Raw genomic sequence first — 14483 nt, forward strand, 5'->3', positions numbered from 1 at the left:
GGTGCATCGGCGGGTCCAGCGTGAGACGGCTTGTGATCACGCGAGGGCCTCCGATGACGCCGCGCCAGTAGCCCAGCCGCTTGCCGCACAAGCCGCAGAGCTCGTCGCTTATGCACTCCAGCCGTCGAGGGCCGTCGATCGTTGTGAAGTCTGGCGTGCCATCTGGGCGGAGGGTGGTGACGTACGTGATCGGAAAGCCGCGGGAGTCGCGAGCAAGGTGTGCCAAGTGGGCTGGAAGGTTTGTATTGCGTCGTTGCTCAGCAGGGATCTCCCGGGTCATGAGGTGCTCGACCCGGCGGCTTGAAGCGGTGCGTTCGAGGTTGGAGAGGTGCGGAGGCGGCGTGTGACCTCTGCCGGTTGGTGGGAGGCGAATGTGCAGATAATGATTTTCTACTCTCACTCGGGTGCTTAGATTCTACTCTCACTCCACTGGTTGGCAAGTGCCCAGGCTGGCCGCATGGGTTGGATGGTTGGGCGACGGATTCACGCGAACGGAGCGGTCGAAGCCCGGTGTGTGCGTCAGGCGGCGGGCAAGCCGTCCAGGTCGAAGTGGATGCTGATCGAGGGAATCCGGTGACGAGCGCGAACCGGGGCTCCGTGGCGGGACCTCCCGCCCTGCTATGGCCCTGGCAGACGGTCCACACTCCGCCGCTGGCAGCGCCGGGAGTGTGGGCAGGGCTGCTCACCAAGCTCCAGGCGCGAGCCAACGCGCGCGGTCGCATCGGGTGGACGGTGAACGTCGACTCCACGATTTGCCGGACTCACCAGCACGCCGCCGGGGCACGCCGGGACGGCTATGCCCAGAAGGAACCGCCTTAGCCCAGGGCATCCCGCGACCCGCGATGAATCCTGCGGTGTCCGGCGGTCGTACCGTCGAAGCCGTTAACGAGGAGGACTTCTGATGCGCAGCGTGACCTACTCGATGAGCGTCTCACTTGACGGCTACATCGTCGGGCCGGACGGCGACTTCGACGGGGTCAACGAGTGGCTTGGCGACCGCGCGGCTTGATCACGGACCCCTCCCAGCGCCGTTCCTTGAGTGCAGCCAGTACTTCCTCGTCAAGCTGCCACTCGACCGTGCGCGCTCTGGCCCGCAGCTCGGGGGAGGCGGCGATCACTGTCTCCAGTAGCCAGATCGGTGAGCCTGAGAGCGTGTAGTCCGGTGCTGGCATGCGCCCGCTCTTCATAGCCATGGAAAGGATGGGCTGGTTCGGAAGTCTGAAGAGCGCCATGATCTCGTTGTGGCCCACAAGAGGTGGTACCTCCCTTGGGTCAGAAGTGATCCATCCAGGGGACTGGGACTCGACGAGGGCATCGCGAACTTCTCCCAGGATTGTCTTCGGTCTAGGCGTGGACCGCCCAAACTTGTAGACAAAACCAAGGGGCCAGTACGCGGAGCCGGAGATGATCAAGGCGTGGGAGTAGTCCAGCAGCCCGCGGTGTACCCACTTGGCTGGCATATCTGACTTCACTCCGTACAGGGCGGCGAACTCCTGGACCCCAGCCAGGTACGGCCTCGCGCGACGTACCGTCGGCTCCGATGCCACCGTGCTTACCTCTCGACTCCGTAGGTGGAGCAGTCAGGATAGGTGTTGTGGGGCGGTCGGCCCTACCGAGCCTGGAATCGGCTCGTGGTAGATGACTTTGTTGCCGACTCGAAGGGCAACCCGTCTGCGTCCTGGAACGCGGGCAGCTCCAGCGGCGACTTCACCTGGTCGTATCCGCTGCGGTGCCACCGTCCACGGCGCAGGTGATCTGACCAAAAAGGACTGTCCCGTAAACGATGTGAGGGCCGCGGAGCCCGAAATGGCCCCGCGGCCCTCTCGTGGGCAGTGGGCAGGAAGTCAGGTCTGGCAGACCGGGGTGTAGGGCACGCCCGTGCCGACGTATTGCCGCCACTCTTCACGGCTCAGCTCGCGTCCGACGGCTCGGCAGACGCGTGCCCGGAGATTCGGCTCGTCGAGCGTCCACAGGGCTACGCTGAATGTCGCGAAATTGTAGGTCGCCAGGGTCTTGCCGTCCGCCGAGACGTCGGACGACAGGAAAGGGGCCCCGTGCTTCCAGGCTTCTTGGGGAGCCAGGGTCCTGCGGTCTAGCACGATGCTGCGGTTCTCCCCCGACACGAGCACCTGCCCGCGGTCCGGCAGTTCGGTGAGATCGAGGACGTATCGGAGTGTTCCGTCGCTGGTACGGCCACGCACGTGCAGCTCCGGGGTGAGGAACGTGATCAGCCCTGCGCCCGAGCCCACCACCACCTGCCCGTCGTTCATCACTTCCACCTCCACAAGCCCCGTCAGGCCGCTTAGCCGTCTTGTCGAGGTAACCGTGAGGTCGGAGGATTGAAGGCCTACTACCGTTGGTTGATCGCCTCTGTCCTTGCTGACGACTGCGTAGAGACGGTCGGTCCTCTCGCCGCCCCCCAGGGCGACGACGGACCCCGCAAGCCGGCGGCCACCTGCGCTCCGCCACGCGCCGTCCCTGAAGCGGAAGCGCAGGACGTCGCCGTTACTGTGCCCGACGTAGAGGTCGTGGCCAACGAAGGCGACACGGTTCGGCCCCACCCCCTTCGGCAACGGTACGGGCGTCCGGCGCCGCTCCACGACGTTCCAGACCGCTAGCTCCTTTGTATGGTCACCGGCCTTGCCATACACCACCGCTGCCCAGGGACCGTCCTTGGTGGTGGCCAGCTCGCGGCTCGTGACGCCCTTCGGCAGGACGAGGCGGCGGGCGCTGGTCGAGTCCGAGAATGTCTTGGAGGTCATCGAGGCCGCGCGGGGCACGACGTAGACGGCTCGGCCGCCGCTGAGCACGAGAGCGTCTTTGGCCCACGCTGCTGACGCCATGCCGCCGTAGAAGCGGGTCCAGGCCGTCGTAGCCGGCGAGCGCTGGTCGTCGTACAGCTCGGCGACCCCGCCGCGGTGGCGCAGAACGATGCCATTACTGATGACCGCCTCCCCACCCTTCGGCAGCCCGAATGTCTGGGTCCGCCGTGCCACGTCCCACCCGAAGGTGCCGGAGTCCGTGGCCGCGCTCAGATGGACCCCGCTGTCTGAGTCGAAGATCGACACGGCCGAGTAGGGCCCTCGGTTGGAGAGCAACGTCTCCGACCCGTCAGGCTGCAGGGCGAGCAGTTGGGCTCCACGGGTCGCGGCGGCCACCACTGCGTCGTCCTCCACGGCTCCGTGGAGGACGACACCTGTGGGCGCGGTGAGCACGACGGACCGGGCACAGTTGGTGAGATTGATCCGGACGACCTCGTTCTTCTGGTTGGTTCCCTTCTCCTTCGTCAGCAGGACCTCGCCCTTTGTCGCCGACATCGCCTTCGCCGCTCCGCGCTCCGGACAGCGCTTCGGAGCATCGTCCGGGTGTTTCGCGTCGAAGACGAAGAGCCCCACTCGGTCGGAATAGGCGACGATCCGTCCCCCGTCCGCGGTGAACTCCAGGTGGTCAATCGCGTTGAGCTCCCAGCGCAGCGGCCCGGGGCGGGGAGTGATGGGCAGTGCGGGACGCCCCACGACGGACCAGGAGGAGTTCTTGTTCTCCAGGACCGTCATGCGCAGATCGGTCGAGGCGAACGCCACGCGCTGGCCGCGGCGGGACACCGCCAGATCGCTGACCAACGCACCGCCGGGGCCGGGAAGGGTCGAGCCTGACCCCTTCTGGCGCCACACGGTCTCCCCGGTCAGGGTCGACAGGATCTGAACGGCTCCGGTGCTCGTCGACAGCGCTCCCCATACGCCGTTCCGGGACAGGGCCATCTCCTCGAACTCTCCCTCCTCGGAACGGAGTATCCGGCGCAGCGAGGAGTTGTCGCGGGCCATCGAGTCGAAGACGTCGGTCTTCTGCCCGGCGTCGTCCGCGATGTCGTCGCTGGCCATGGCCAGCAGCAGTCCCAGTGCCGGGTCATTGTTCGCGCCGAGTTCGTACGCCTCGTCCCTGACCTTGGCGGCGGTATCCCGCAGGTCCTGGATCCGCTGGTCGCGCTGCCAGAGGTAGCCGGCGCCGCCCGAACCGGCGAGCAGCACGACGAGGCAGACGAGCAGGACGCGCAGCCGGGCCCGGCGGTCGGGCCTACGGCTGCGGCGAGCCGCGTCGTGCCACTTCCGTGCTCCGACGACGGAGGTCTGCAGCGCCCGCGCGTGGTCCCGGGCCTGCTCCAGATCGGCTGCCGGCACCACGACCCGGTCCAGATCGGCTGCGGCACCGAACTTGTTCCGGTAGCCAGAGACGTGGACCATGTGCCCCTCGTCGTCCACACCGCCGACGATGGCGGTCGAGCCGCCGAGACGCCTCAGTGTGAACGGTCCCCGCACGCTGCGGCTCAGGCGTCGTATTTCGTCGATGAGTACGGTGAACGCCGCCGTCAGGCTGATGTCTTGGACGTGATCGACCGGGCCATCGGCATCACTCAGCGACCATAGGACCGTGCCGCGCTTGCGGCGTGGGACTCGCGTGATCTGCCAGGCGGTCTCCAGGCCGGACCGGAACCGCGCGTCCGCGGTGAACAGCGCCATAGTCGCCGGGTCCGGGATCAGGGCGGCGGGCAGCCGCCGCAGTGTCGTACAGCGCAAGGTCGCTCGGATCCCGCTGTCGCCGCGGTCCAGGAGTACCTCTACGGCTGCCGTCGCGCCCTTCTTCGTTTCAGCGTCCTGGAGGCCCAGCAGCCACACGACGGCAGTTGTCCCGTGCGGGTCGGCGCCGAGAGCCCGTATGACGGCGGACATACGGGTCGGGTGCGCGCACGCCGGAACGGCCCACCCGGGTGGCCACGGCGCACCGACCGTGGCGCGGGTATGCGCCAGCCAGGCCAATGCGATGCCCAAGTGCTCCCCGAGCCGCTCCTCCTCGTCGACCAGGACGAGCCCCAGGGCCGCGACCGCGCGCACCGCCCCGGTCACCGGGCCGCAGCCGGTGAAAGGCGCGTCTGCGGGGGTGGGGAGAGCGCCCGCCACGAACCCGTATCGTTCGGTCAGTTCGTGCAGTTCGACGGTGTCGTGGCACAGGGTCCGCAGAGAGGTCACGTCTCGGGCCTCGACCAGCGCTCGCACGAACTCCACCAGCAGCGGGCTGCGGAGCAACGCACCGTACAGCGCAGACTCCGCGTCGGTATCGGAGAGTTCCTCGGCGAGGAGGATGCGGATGTCCTCGGCGAAGGTCATGACGTGCCCCGCTGTCCGTCGTGGCGGCGGACCGCCCGGCGCAACGGATGCCCGGTGGGAACGCGTTCTGCCGCCGCCCGCCACACCTGGAGGCCTGCACGGTCAGCACCCGTCAGCGACACCAGTAGCTCATCGGGAGAGACGCCGGACAGGCCCCAGACGCCGGTCACCGCTTCCTGCGCCCCGACCTCGAAGCGCCCGCGCTCCGCAGGCACGTCGAGTGTGCCCGACAACCAGCGTCTACGGGCCTCCAGAGCTACCCAGTACCGGCGGCTAAGGTCCCCTGCCGACACCACCACCGGGGCGAATGCGTACCCGTAGGAGTCGAGGAGCCGATTCCGCTCTGTCGTCGCCTCCACGGTGAGCTCCACCGTAATCTTCAACCGTCCGCTCGCCGTGACTTCGGCACGGACCGAGAACGGACCGCTGTCGCCGAGCCGACGGATCATCGTGCGATCGTCCGTGCCTGCCGCGGCCTTGGGCAGGTCGGAGTCGAGCGTGGTGACGAGGCCGGTGGAGGCGACGCCGGTGAGCCGGTCGGCCGCCAACGTCGCCGTGTGCCGCAGGAACGGGTTGACCGAGGCGAGCCGGCGTACGACGTCGGCCAGGATGCCCCTGACGGGAGCCGGGAAACGCGCTGGGTCGGCGGAGCTCAAACCCGTGCACAGCGCTGTGCCACCTCGCGCGGCCAGTACCGGATCGGGGTCCGCGAGTCCCTCGTACAGCTGCTCCAAGGGCCCGGTCACGCCGATTGCAGCCGGCGTGACCCAGTGTCCGAGATCGAGCGCCTCGTCGGACAGCGGCGACGGCTGTGTATCGTCGAGCATCTGGACAACTGCTGATGCCAGCTCCGTCACCGGTTCCCACGGCAACGAGTGGTACACCACGGGCGCCGGCGAGCCCTCCTGGCTCAGCCGGTGCAGCAGCAGGTAGCGGATCTGCCTGGAGAGTGTGGCCACGCCCGCCAGGTCAGCCGGCCCGAACTCGGGGTGGGGCCACGACGTCTCGATCCGGTCGATCAGTTCCGTGCCGGATTCCTCGAGCGGTAACGGCGCTCCGTTGTCATCGAGTTCGGCATAGGTAAGGCCGGAGTCTGGGTTGTACAGGGCGAGTACGGGCGTATGTTCCGGGCCCGCCATCACGCTGCGCCGGACCCAGCCCTCAGCGAACACGGGCAGGTGTCGGGCGTCGGCCCGTTCGTCGCCGTCGTTGATCAGGTTCGTGCCGGAGGATGGTGGGCCGACGCGGACGACCCAGTCGCTCAGGGGACGGTGAACAGCGGTCACGGCCGCACCTCCAGCAGCGTCGCGAGGAGCCCGGCGGCAGCGGGGCCGAGAGCGGCGGCCACTCCCATCTGCCGTCGCGGGTCCTGGCCTTCCTCCAGTGTCTTGCGGTGGTCGCGGGCCAGGCGGTCCCACGCCATCGGTGTCAGCCCGTCCCATGCGGTGCGTGGAAGTCGGGCGAGACGACTCGCCAGTTCACCGAACTCGTAACCGGTCGTGTCGGCCCAGCGCACCGCGAACTTCACCGCTCGCAGGATTATGCGCGCCTGTTCCAGCGGATCCTCGGTGGATGTGACGGAGACGAGGCGGCGCGGCCGGGCTTGTAGGTCCGTGAGCCCGCGGCCGGTGGGATCGATCACCAAGTTGCCCACCGGGTCGTAGTAGAGGCTGTTGACGGTGAAGTCCCGGCAGCGGGCATCGGCTTCGAGATCGCTGCCGCAGGCCGGGAAGTTGAACTCGGCCGAGTTCAGCGTTCGGTACTCGTAGAGCCGTTCACCCTCGCCGGGCGGCACAGCCGAGCAGACGAGGCTGTCCGGGTTGACCTTGGGCCTGAACTCCAGGCCGCTGCGGCGCCTCACCCGCTTGGTCAGTTCGCTGAAGCGGCCCGGCGGAGCCGTGCCCGTCAGGTCGAGGTCGTTCACCTCCCCGGCGGTCCCCGCGATCACATCCCGGGCGAAGCCGCCCGCTAGCCAGAGGACATGGTGCGCCTCCTGTATTTCAGCGATGAGGGGGGCTGCGACGGATGCCCAGGGCGATCCCGGTAGGGCCAGCGTCTCGGCGACGGTCTCGGACAGGGTGTCGTCGAGTGCGTCGGACCGGTGTATCCGGTCGGCGGCCAACCGGTCCGCGGGCGTGGCCGCGACGAGGCGGACCGATCCGGCATCATCGGGTACGGGCCGGTCGGGTGGCTGGGCCAGGGGCTCCTCGCCCGTCAGCAGCAGCCGGTCACATGCGGCCCTCGGCCTCCCGGAGCGGACATAACCGAAGCCGGCGACCGTTCCTTCGTCCGTGACATCACCGGCGAGAACAGGGCCAGACCTGGATCTCTCGTGCCACACAGTTTCCTCCGCAACGGGACCGGACGTCATGCGACGGCCAGTCCGTGCCAGTCCGACGTGGGGAGGCAATTGCGGGCGGTAAAAAAAGAGGGGTGGGGCCCCGGCGCCAAGCGACTTCCCAGGTCGGACAATCACCCGCGCGTCTCATGGCGCGACTCCCACCACTATCGGGCAAGTAGAGCAACGTAACACAAATGCCCACCGCACAGCCGGAGTTCACGAAAGACGCCGAGGAGGCGAAGCCCCTGGCGGGGGGTCGTGTCGGAGCGGCACTGTCCGAGCGAGGACACCTGGGCCCCTCTCGGCCGGGATCCTGTGCGGTGTTGTGTGGGACTGGCTCGACCGGTCCCGGCGAGTGTGCGGTGGGGCGTCTCGGTGTGCTGTTGGAGCCTTTCTGCGTGGCCACCAAGCAAGGGCATGCGGCGCGGGCGGGAGCTGCGACCTCAGGTGACCCTCGGGTGTCACACGTCACACTTCCTTTCTGCTGTTTGGGGCTGCTCCCACCGCTAGAAGGTGAAGGGAAATTCAGCAGGGAGGTAACTCGGTGGAGTCCGGTTTCGATGAGGGGCAACCTCTTGTGAGGCGTTGGGCGGTGACACGCCGGTTGCGGACGCGCCCGGCGGTAGTGGTGGAGGCTTGTGGAGCCTGCGGTGCCACTGCCCCTCTGGAAGTCCACAACCCCGAATCGACGCACATCATGGCTTCGGTGCCGGTGGAGGGCTCTGCGGCCCATGCGGAATACACCGACAGACTCCTCATACTGTGCGCCAACTGCCATGTCCTCATGCACTCCCCGGTGCGTGTCGAGGAAGTGGGCGAGGAAGCCCTGGCCTCGAACGACCAAGCGCTTGAAACGCTGTCGGGCCAGACACGCGAGCGTCTCCGCCAACAGGTGTTCAGCCCGGTCTGTGTGGCAGGGGTGGAGGCACTTCGACGCTGGTTCAGCGGTGACCAGGAAGCCGTCGTGGAGTTCGGTGCTGTCTGGCTCGGGCTGGGTGCGCAGTACAAAGAGGCAGTTGAGACGGCCCTGATGGGCGATTGGCTGGTCGACGTCGATGTCACGGACACCGATGCGGTGGTCTCTTCGCTGAAACGGGAGGTCTCACGAGCACGAGATGCTCTGAAGCCCTTGTGGGACCGCATGGTCGGTGGCCAGTCCGTTCGTATGCTCGGGGCGGACTGCCTCCGTGGTGACCGTGGAGCGATGGCCGACTCGCTCGTCGAGGATCGCGCCCTCCCGCCGGATCTGCAGGTGATCCATCGCCTGCTTCCCGTGGGCCACGATCCATGTGCCGCAGAGCTCCTTGAGACGCTGAAGCCCGGGGATCGGAGCGTTGCCCTGATGTACGCCCAGGGCGCCGGCACGTGGGCGGAGGTGGGTGCACTCGTCGGGGCGGGTTCTTCCGGCGGGCTGGGGGAGCGAGTGCGCCGCATGCTGAAGTCCAGGGGAGACGAACACGTCCGACGGGCACGCGAAGTCCTTCGGACGTCGGGCACGTGCCAGTGCAGGCACGCGGGATCCGATGCCGATGACTCGGGCGGGAACGTTGGCTGGCGGGGCGAAGGCACCGGTGCAGGCCGCGCAAGGGGGAGGGGCGTATGAGCGAGGTAGAGGTGGCAAGGGGCCAACTCGCGGATGACGCAGCACTGTTGATGGGCTGCGCGATCTACTGCGTGTTCCTCGCGCCGTTCATCGTGCGGCTGGTCTGCCCGATCGGTCTTCACTGCGCGTCGTGGGTCCGCGATCGAAGGGACGGCCGCCGAGGGGGCGAAGGCGTCGTCGCCACCTGGGGGACGCTGCGCAGACTGGACGAGGCCGTGGAGGCGTTCCAGCTTCCCTTTACCTGCAGACAGACGGTCAGGGACCGATTGCTGGAAGGATGGGTGATGGCCGGTACCACGGTGGTCTTCATCGGTGTGCCTATGCTGGTTCCCTTTGCGAGGGCGACCCACGATGTTCAGGCGCTGACGACCTCGGAGCAAGGCGGGGCCGATGGGGCTCTGGCCGTCGCCTTCGTCGTGTTGGTCTTCTTCCTCGGAGCAGTTGGGGGCGCCGCGCGGTTCTTTTCTCCGCGCCTTGAAATCCCTGCGGTTCGGTCGGCGTGCAATGCGCTGATCACCGCCCATGGGGTGCACCGTGGCCGGGCGACCTCGAAACAACTGGACGCTGCGGTCAGCGGTCTGAGCCGGATCCTGGTCCATCGGGCGCAGAAGGACGAACGTCGCTGGCTGCGCGCCGAGATGACGGTGCACGCGAGACGGGTGCGGGAGACGCTGCGCGCAGGCAGCCGGGAACTACTCACCGACGGCACGCCGGCGGCAGCCGCCTTGGCCAGGGAGCTCGGCAAGATTCTGCATGGCCTCTCCGCCACGACGTACGAAATGCTGCTCGACGAAGAGGACCTCGTGCCCCGTCCTGAGCGAGCCGAGCCGCCCAGAAGGCAGGCTGCTCTGCTCATGGGGACGGGAATCGTGGCAGCGGTGGGGCTCGCCTGGGCACTGTCGGTCCTGGGGCTACCCGAAGAAGTGACCGTGGTTGTTGCCCTGCTGGCTCTCGCCGCGCCAGCACACCTCTGGGGTAGCCCAGGGTCGGCCCGAGTCCGTGACCTGCTGCGGCTGGTTCTGGGAGACCCAGGACAAACGCCTGCGGATCCTCCGCCGCCGTCGCAGTCGACTGCACGGGACACCCAGAGCTGAAGGGCCAGGGACTCGGATCAGTGAGCGCCCGGGAGCGGTAGACGAAGCGTCGCAGCGATGGCTTCCGTCTCCCGCTTGGGCTTCGCGGGCGCTGGCTTCGTGGTCGGTCTGTGCGGGAGTGCGGAGTGTGAAGGCGGGGGTGCCGGGCGGCACACTGGGATCTCCCTCAGCACCTGCGGGCCGTGCGCCGCGATCGCGATCGGCAGCAGGGTTGAGAGCGATTGCGAGGAGATTGGACCACGGACGCGCGTGCGCGCAGGAGATCATCGAGCACGTGCACCGGAGATGTCGGACATAGGGTCAGCCGGGCGTCGAGTGCTCCCTCCCACTGCTCGGTCAGATGGAGCATGAGGCGCTTGCGCATGCCTGGGGTGACGTGGGCATAACGCGCCGAGACCGAGCCGTCGATGTGGCCCATGCGTTCGTCCATGAGGACCCACTCGGTGCCGAAGTCCTCCATCACGGTCCGGTGGGTGTGGCGAAGGCCGTGGGGTGTGAGTCCCTGGGCGATCGGGAGCCAGCAGGCGTCGGCCCGCTCGCTGGCTCCGCGCCCTCGCGCCGGGATACCGGGCCACGGCTCGCTAAACAGCGGTACGGGGCGGACCTCCTGCGGGGCTTTCTTCGGGTACCAGCCCGACACCGCGGGGGTGAATAGCCAGGTCGCAAAGCCATTTCTGCGCCAGTGGGCAGCGTTCTGCGACACCGCGCCCCGCACGAACCCCAGGTCCGCGATGGCCTGCTCTACCCTCACCCGCTTGGCTTTGGTGACGCGGTCGGGGTGGTTGAGGACGTTGGACACCGTGCCCGTGGAGACCTCGGCGCGACGTGCGACGTCGACGAGCTTCGCGCCCTGGTGGCCGCCGGTGCGGGCAGCGCCCTGGCCCTGGAAGACGTAGGTCTTGCCATGGCACGGGCAGGGTGACGGCTTCGTACGGGCAACGTGATCGGCAACCAGGGTCGACAGCCAGCCCATCGCGTCGATGGTGCGATAGCCGTCATCCTTGGGCGGACAGCGCACAAGCTCACCGGTGTCGAGTTCGTACAGCTGCCACTCGACGCGGATCGAGCTGGGGCGAGCGAATTCCGCCTCCAAGCCGACGAGTTCGCCCCAGCGCATGCCCGTGTAACCCTTGAGGACCACGGCGACGAACTCATCGTCGCGACCGGACAGTAGGGCGGTCCGCTCTGCGGTCAGCAGGATGCCGAGCGCGTCGGTGATGACCTTCTCCGGGCCGCGACCTCGGAAGCGGCCGGCGCGCTTGCCACGCCCGCGCCGCCTTGCTGCCGGATTGGAGGTGATCAGACCTTCGTCGATCGCGTCTTCGAAGATCAGGTGGAGCGTCGAGCGCCAGGTTTTGACGCTGGAGGCCGCGTAGACGGCCTTCTCCTTCTTCTCCCACAGGTTGACGTCCGCGCGCAGGATGCCGGCGAGCGCCTTGTCCTCGAACTCGGGGAGCAGGTGCTTCTCGATATGACGCCGATAGTTCTGCATGGTCGAGACGGCCAGGTCTTGAGCCTCGTACCAGCGGTTTGCGTAATTGCCGAAGGTCTCCTGGCCAAGTGCCGGGTCACACCAGTCGCTGTGCTGGTGTTCGGTCTCAGTCGGCGGACTCATGGGAGGTGAACAAGGTAGCCGGGTTGGACGCCGTCGAATGTCGTGATGGCTGTTCCGGATGTGACCCAGAGGCTGATGGGTTTCTCCCCTGTCGGGATCTGGAACACCCCGTGCACCGGCCCCTTGCTGCCGGCGTTTATACCGAAGGTCGGCGCGGTCTCACCCTTGCTGTTCCAGTACTGGGCGTAGTCCAAGGCGTAGTCGGCGTCCCTTTGTGACTCGGTGTAGCGGGTATCTACGACGTTCAGGCTCACCTTGTTGCTGGCGTCCCAGGACGCCACGCTCTTGCCCACGTTGACCGCTTCCATGGTCAGGACGCAGAACTGCTTGCCGGGCTCTGGTGTCGGTGTTGCGGTGGGTGAGCCGACCGCATCGGCGGCGTACGCCAGCACAGCGTGGTCCAGCGGCTTGCCGCAGACCACGCTGCGTACGGTGAACTGCCACCGGTGCGGGTCGTTGGTGGTGTCCGAGGCCAGGACGGTGAGGGTGAAAGGCATACCCGGTCGCCTCGTACCGAATACCTCGGCGCCTGGCGGTACGCCTGCCCGCGGACTAGCGCCGGTTGTCGTCGGGCCACCAGTGCCAGCGCTGCCGTCTGCGCCGGGCGAGCGATCAGAGCTGCCTGAACAGGAGGCCATGATCGCAAGGAGGGCAAACGCGGCGGCGGCACGACACAGATCCCGGCGCACGCTCATACCCCCATGCTGATGCGCAGCGACCTGGTCCGCATCCCCGAGCCGGACAGCAACCAGACACGAGTGGTGGCCCACACGGCGAGCAGCCGGTTGCGGCGGATCGGCGCCAGCCTGCTCGGGACATCGCCGACTTCGACGGCGGGCAGCTGCTGCGGGTCGTCGTGTTCACCCAAAGCATCGGCGGCACGGTGAACGTCTCGGTCGGCAAGGGCAGGCAGGTCGATCGGCTCAGGCAGGGACACCTGCGGCTTGCCGCCGGTGAACCGCCGGTCTGGAAGGACGCGCGAGGAGACCGGAGCGTAGCCCTCCGGGCGCCGTTCCGGTTGCGGCCAGCGGGCGGGAAGGTGCGGCTGGCGTCGAAGTTCGAGCGGTACGAACTCGTTACGGGCGCGGGGACGTACGACCTCGCGGTGCCAAGAAGGACGGGGAACTGGTACGGCACGTGTTCGAATGGCGGGGCAGGGCTTCGGTGAGTGGCAGGTAAGTCCCGCGCGGGCCCGGGTTGTTGGGGGCGAGGCAAAGCCTTGGGCGTACGCGACGGTCGGGCGAGTTCAGCGTGTCATTCGAGCCCGGCTTCCGAGAGTCGTGTCGTCGCTGAGGGCACGGTTCCGGTGCCGAAGCATCAACATTGCGGCCGCCTTGTAGGAGGGCGACAATGCTGTTCCGGCCGCTCGGAACACCCGTGGATGTGGCCATGTGCGGCCGCAGTGCGGCCGGACGCCTTTGGACCGGGTAACACGGGGTGTCACGGTGGAACTGGTCGCATGTGCTCTGATCAGGCAGAACAGCACCGGGCGGCACGAGCCGGAACCAGCCGTCACGAACCCCCATGGTCTCGTAATGCGTAGGTCTCGGGTTCGAATCCCGAAGGCGGCTCTATGGTGAACCCCAGGTCAAGCCTTTGACCTGGGGTTTCTTCTTTTCGTCGACCTTGGAATTCGGGCTAAACGGACACGTGCAGTCTGTGCATCGCAATGCGTAGGTCGAAGGTGTGGCCTCTGCGGTGATACCTAGGCTCAGGGTCCCTGAGCTGGGCTTTTGCGGGAACGATGGCGTTGGCTGAGGCACCATCGAGGACCATGTGCGGCCAATGTGCGGCCATGAGTGCAGCGACAGTGCCGGAGCGGCCATCGGGGGCCGAGTTTCTGGGCTCATAGTTGACCGATGCTTTGTTGGTATTCGACAACCACGCCGATGGACTCGAACCCGCCAAGTGGGCACGCAGGTGATCGTCGAGCTGCGTGCGGCAGGCGCTCGGGCCGCTGCAGTCGAACTCACGCCCAGCGTGATCGGTGCGGCAAGGGCTTTTTTGGCCTTCTGGTGCATCGGCGCCCTCCTGCACTGCGAGGCGCAGGTTCGTGTCGGCGTATCGATCGTCGGCCAGGCCCGCTGAAGTGCTGGGCGCAGTCGGGATGCTCCCGCAGGACGGAGGCCACGAGCACGGCAGTTCCGTGGGTCAGGCCGCGCACCAGGGTCTGATCTTGTTCTGCGGGAGCCATTGGTCCCAGGCTCCGTCCCAGACGCACAGGGCACGAGCGGCCCATCCGGTGCTTGCTGCGGGCTTCGCCCACGGCGACGGCACCGTGATGGAGGGGAAGGACACCGAGCGGCTGCTGGGAGGTTCTGGCACACCGGTTGCGAACTCGGCTACCTCGAGTCGGAACGGTTCATCGACGCCCTGATCTCCCTGTCCACGACTGGCCGCGCGGCCGCCCTCGCGGCGCTCTGCCTCCATCTGAGCGCGCCTCAGAGGGCTGTCAGGCCGGCGTTGGTGAGGCGTCGCATCAGCGAGGACTTGCCGCGGTGCTGCTCGCGCAGGGCGTGCAGGCGCCGGACGAACTCCTCGGGGGTACCCGCCCGGTCGTGGACCTCGCGGAGATCCTTCAGCAGGGTGACGGCGTTGTCGTAGGGGCCGGGCTGCTTCTGCCCGATCAGGTGGGCGATGTCCTGCCAGGCTTGCTCGGCGTTCTCGGCCA

Annotated in this window: 10 protein-coding genes and 1 pseudogene; 4 read left to right on the forward strand and 7 right to left on the reverse strand. The window is 67.5% G+C overall.

The genetic code is table 11. The annotated features are described in order from the left end of the window. Nucleotides 1-901: 901 nt before the first annotated feature. Nucleotides 902-973, forward strand: a pseudogene (locus RB628_RS29825) (dihydrofolate reductase); the annotation flags it as partial. Between the two features lie 871 nt (nucleotides 974-1844). Here RB628_RS29825 and RB628_RS29830 read toward each other — a convergent pair. Genes RB628_RS29830 through RB628_RS29840 form a run of 3 tightly spaced genes read right to left on the reverse strand, consistent with a single transcriptional unit; the run spans nucleotide 1845 to nucleotide 7500 of the window. Beyond that, complete coding sequence (locus RB628_RS29830; protein WP_318323644.1) at nucleotides 1845-5159, reverse strand: hypothetical protein; 3315 nt, start codon at nucleotides 5157-5159, stop codon at nucleotides 1845-1847. Next, nucleotides 5156-6445 carry a hypothetical protein gene (locus tag RB628_RS29835; RefSeq protein WP_318323645.1) on the reverse strand — a complete coding sequence of 430 codons (1290 nt, stop codon included), beginning with the start codon at nucleotides 6443-6445 and terminating at the stop codon, nucleotides 5156-5158. The genes RB628_RS29830 and RB628_RS29835 overlap by 4 nt, the downstream gene beginning before the upstream one ends. After that, complete coding sequence (locus tag RB628_RS29840) at nucleotides 6442-7500, reverse strand: hypothetical protein (protein ID WP_318323646.1); 1059 nt, start codon at nucleotides 7498-7500, stop codon at nucleotides 6442-6444. Before RB628_RS29840 ends, RB628_RS29835 begins: the two co-directional genes overlap by 4 nt. Nucleotides 7501-8044: 544 nt before the next feature. Here RB628_RS29840 and RB628_RS29845 point away from each other — a divergent pair. Then, a complete protein-coding gene (locus RB628_RS29845; protein ID WP_318323647.1) occupies nucleotides 8045-9103 on the forward strand; it encodes a hypothetical protein in 1059 nt (352 codons plus the stop codon). Then, nucleotides 9100-10197, forward strand: a complete 1098-nt coding sequence (locus tag RB628_RS29850; RefSeq protein ID WP_318323648.1) for a hypothetical protein — start codon at nucleotides 9100-9102, stop codon at nucleotides 10195-10197. Before RB628_RS29845 ends, RB628_RS29850 begins: the two co-directional genes overlap by 4 nt. 166 nt (nucleotides 10198-10363) lie before the next feature. Here the strand turns inward: RB628_RS29850 and RB628_RS29855 are convergent, their stop codons facing one another. The 3 genes from RB628_RS29855 to RB628_RS29865 all read right to left on the reverse strand — a co-directional run bounded on the left by RB628_RS29855 (nucleotide 10364) and on the right by RB628_RS29865 (nucleotide 12680). Further along, nucleotides 10364-11812 carry a LacI family DNA-binding transcriptional regulator gene (locus RB628_RS29855; protein ID WP_318323649.1) on the reverse strand — a complete coding sequence of 483 codons (1449 nt, stop codon included), beginning with the start codon at nucleotides 11810-11812 and terminating at the stop codon, nucleotides 10364-10366. Continuing rightward, the gene (locus RB628_RS29860) at nucleotides 11809-12309 is read right to left on the reverse strand and encodes a hypothetical protein (protein WP_318323650.1); all 501 of its coding nucleotides are present in this window, start codon (nucleotides 12307-12309) and stop codon (nucleotides 11809-11811) included. The genes RB628_RS29855 and RB628_RS29860 overlap by 4 nt, the downstream gene beginning before the upstream one ends. A gap of 194 nt (nucleotides 12310-12503) precedes the next feature. Next, nucleotides 12504-12680, reverse strand: a complete 177-nt coding sequence (locus tag RB628_RS29865) for a hypothetical protein (RefSeq protein ID WP_318323651.1) — start codon at nucleotides 12678-12680, stop codon at nucleotides 12504-12506. Between the two features lie 1040 nt (nucleotides 12681-13720). Here RB628_RS29865 and RB628_RS29870 point away from each other — a divergent pair. Beyond that, nucleotides 13721-13900, forward strand: a complete 180-nt coding sequence (locus RB628_RS29870) for a hypothetical protein (RefSeq protein WP_318323652.1) — start codon at nucleotides 13721-13723, stop codon at nucleotides 13898-13900. Between the two features lie 353 nt (nucleotides 13901-14253). Here RB628_RS29870 and RB628_RS29875 read toward each other — a convergent pair. Further along, nucleotides 14254-14483 (reverse strand): hypothetical protein (locus tag RB628_RS29875; RefSeq protein ID WP_412180746.1); only part of this gene is annotated, 230 nt, incomplete at its 5' end.

It is taken from the genome of Streptomyces sp. ADMS (assembly GCF_033441795.1).
GTDB lineage: Bacteria > Actinomycetota > Actinomycetes > Streptomycetales > Streptomycetaceae > Streptomyces.

Excerpts from the sequence above, each read along its gene's own strand:
- RB628_RS29830 (WP_318323644.1), bottom strand. The coding sequence starts at position 5,159 with ATGACCTTCGCCGAGGACATCCGCATCCTCCTCGCCGAGGAACTCTCC.
- RB628_RS29850 (WP_318323648.1), top strand. The coding sequence starts at position 9,100 with ATGAGCGAGGTAGAGGTGGCAAGGGGCCAACTCGCGGATGACGCAGCA.
- RB628_RS29855 (WP_318323649.1), bottom strand. The coding sequence starts at position 11,812 with ATGAGTCCGCCGACTGAGACCGAACACCAGCACAGCGACTGGTGTGAC.
- RB628_RS29860 (WP_318323650.1), bottom strand. The coding sequence starts at position 12,309 with ATGCCTTTCACCCTCACCGTCCTGGCCTCGGACACCACCAACGACCCG.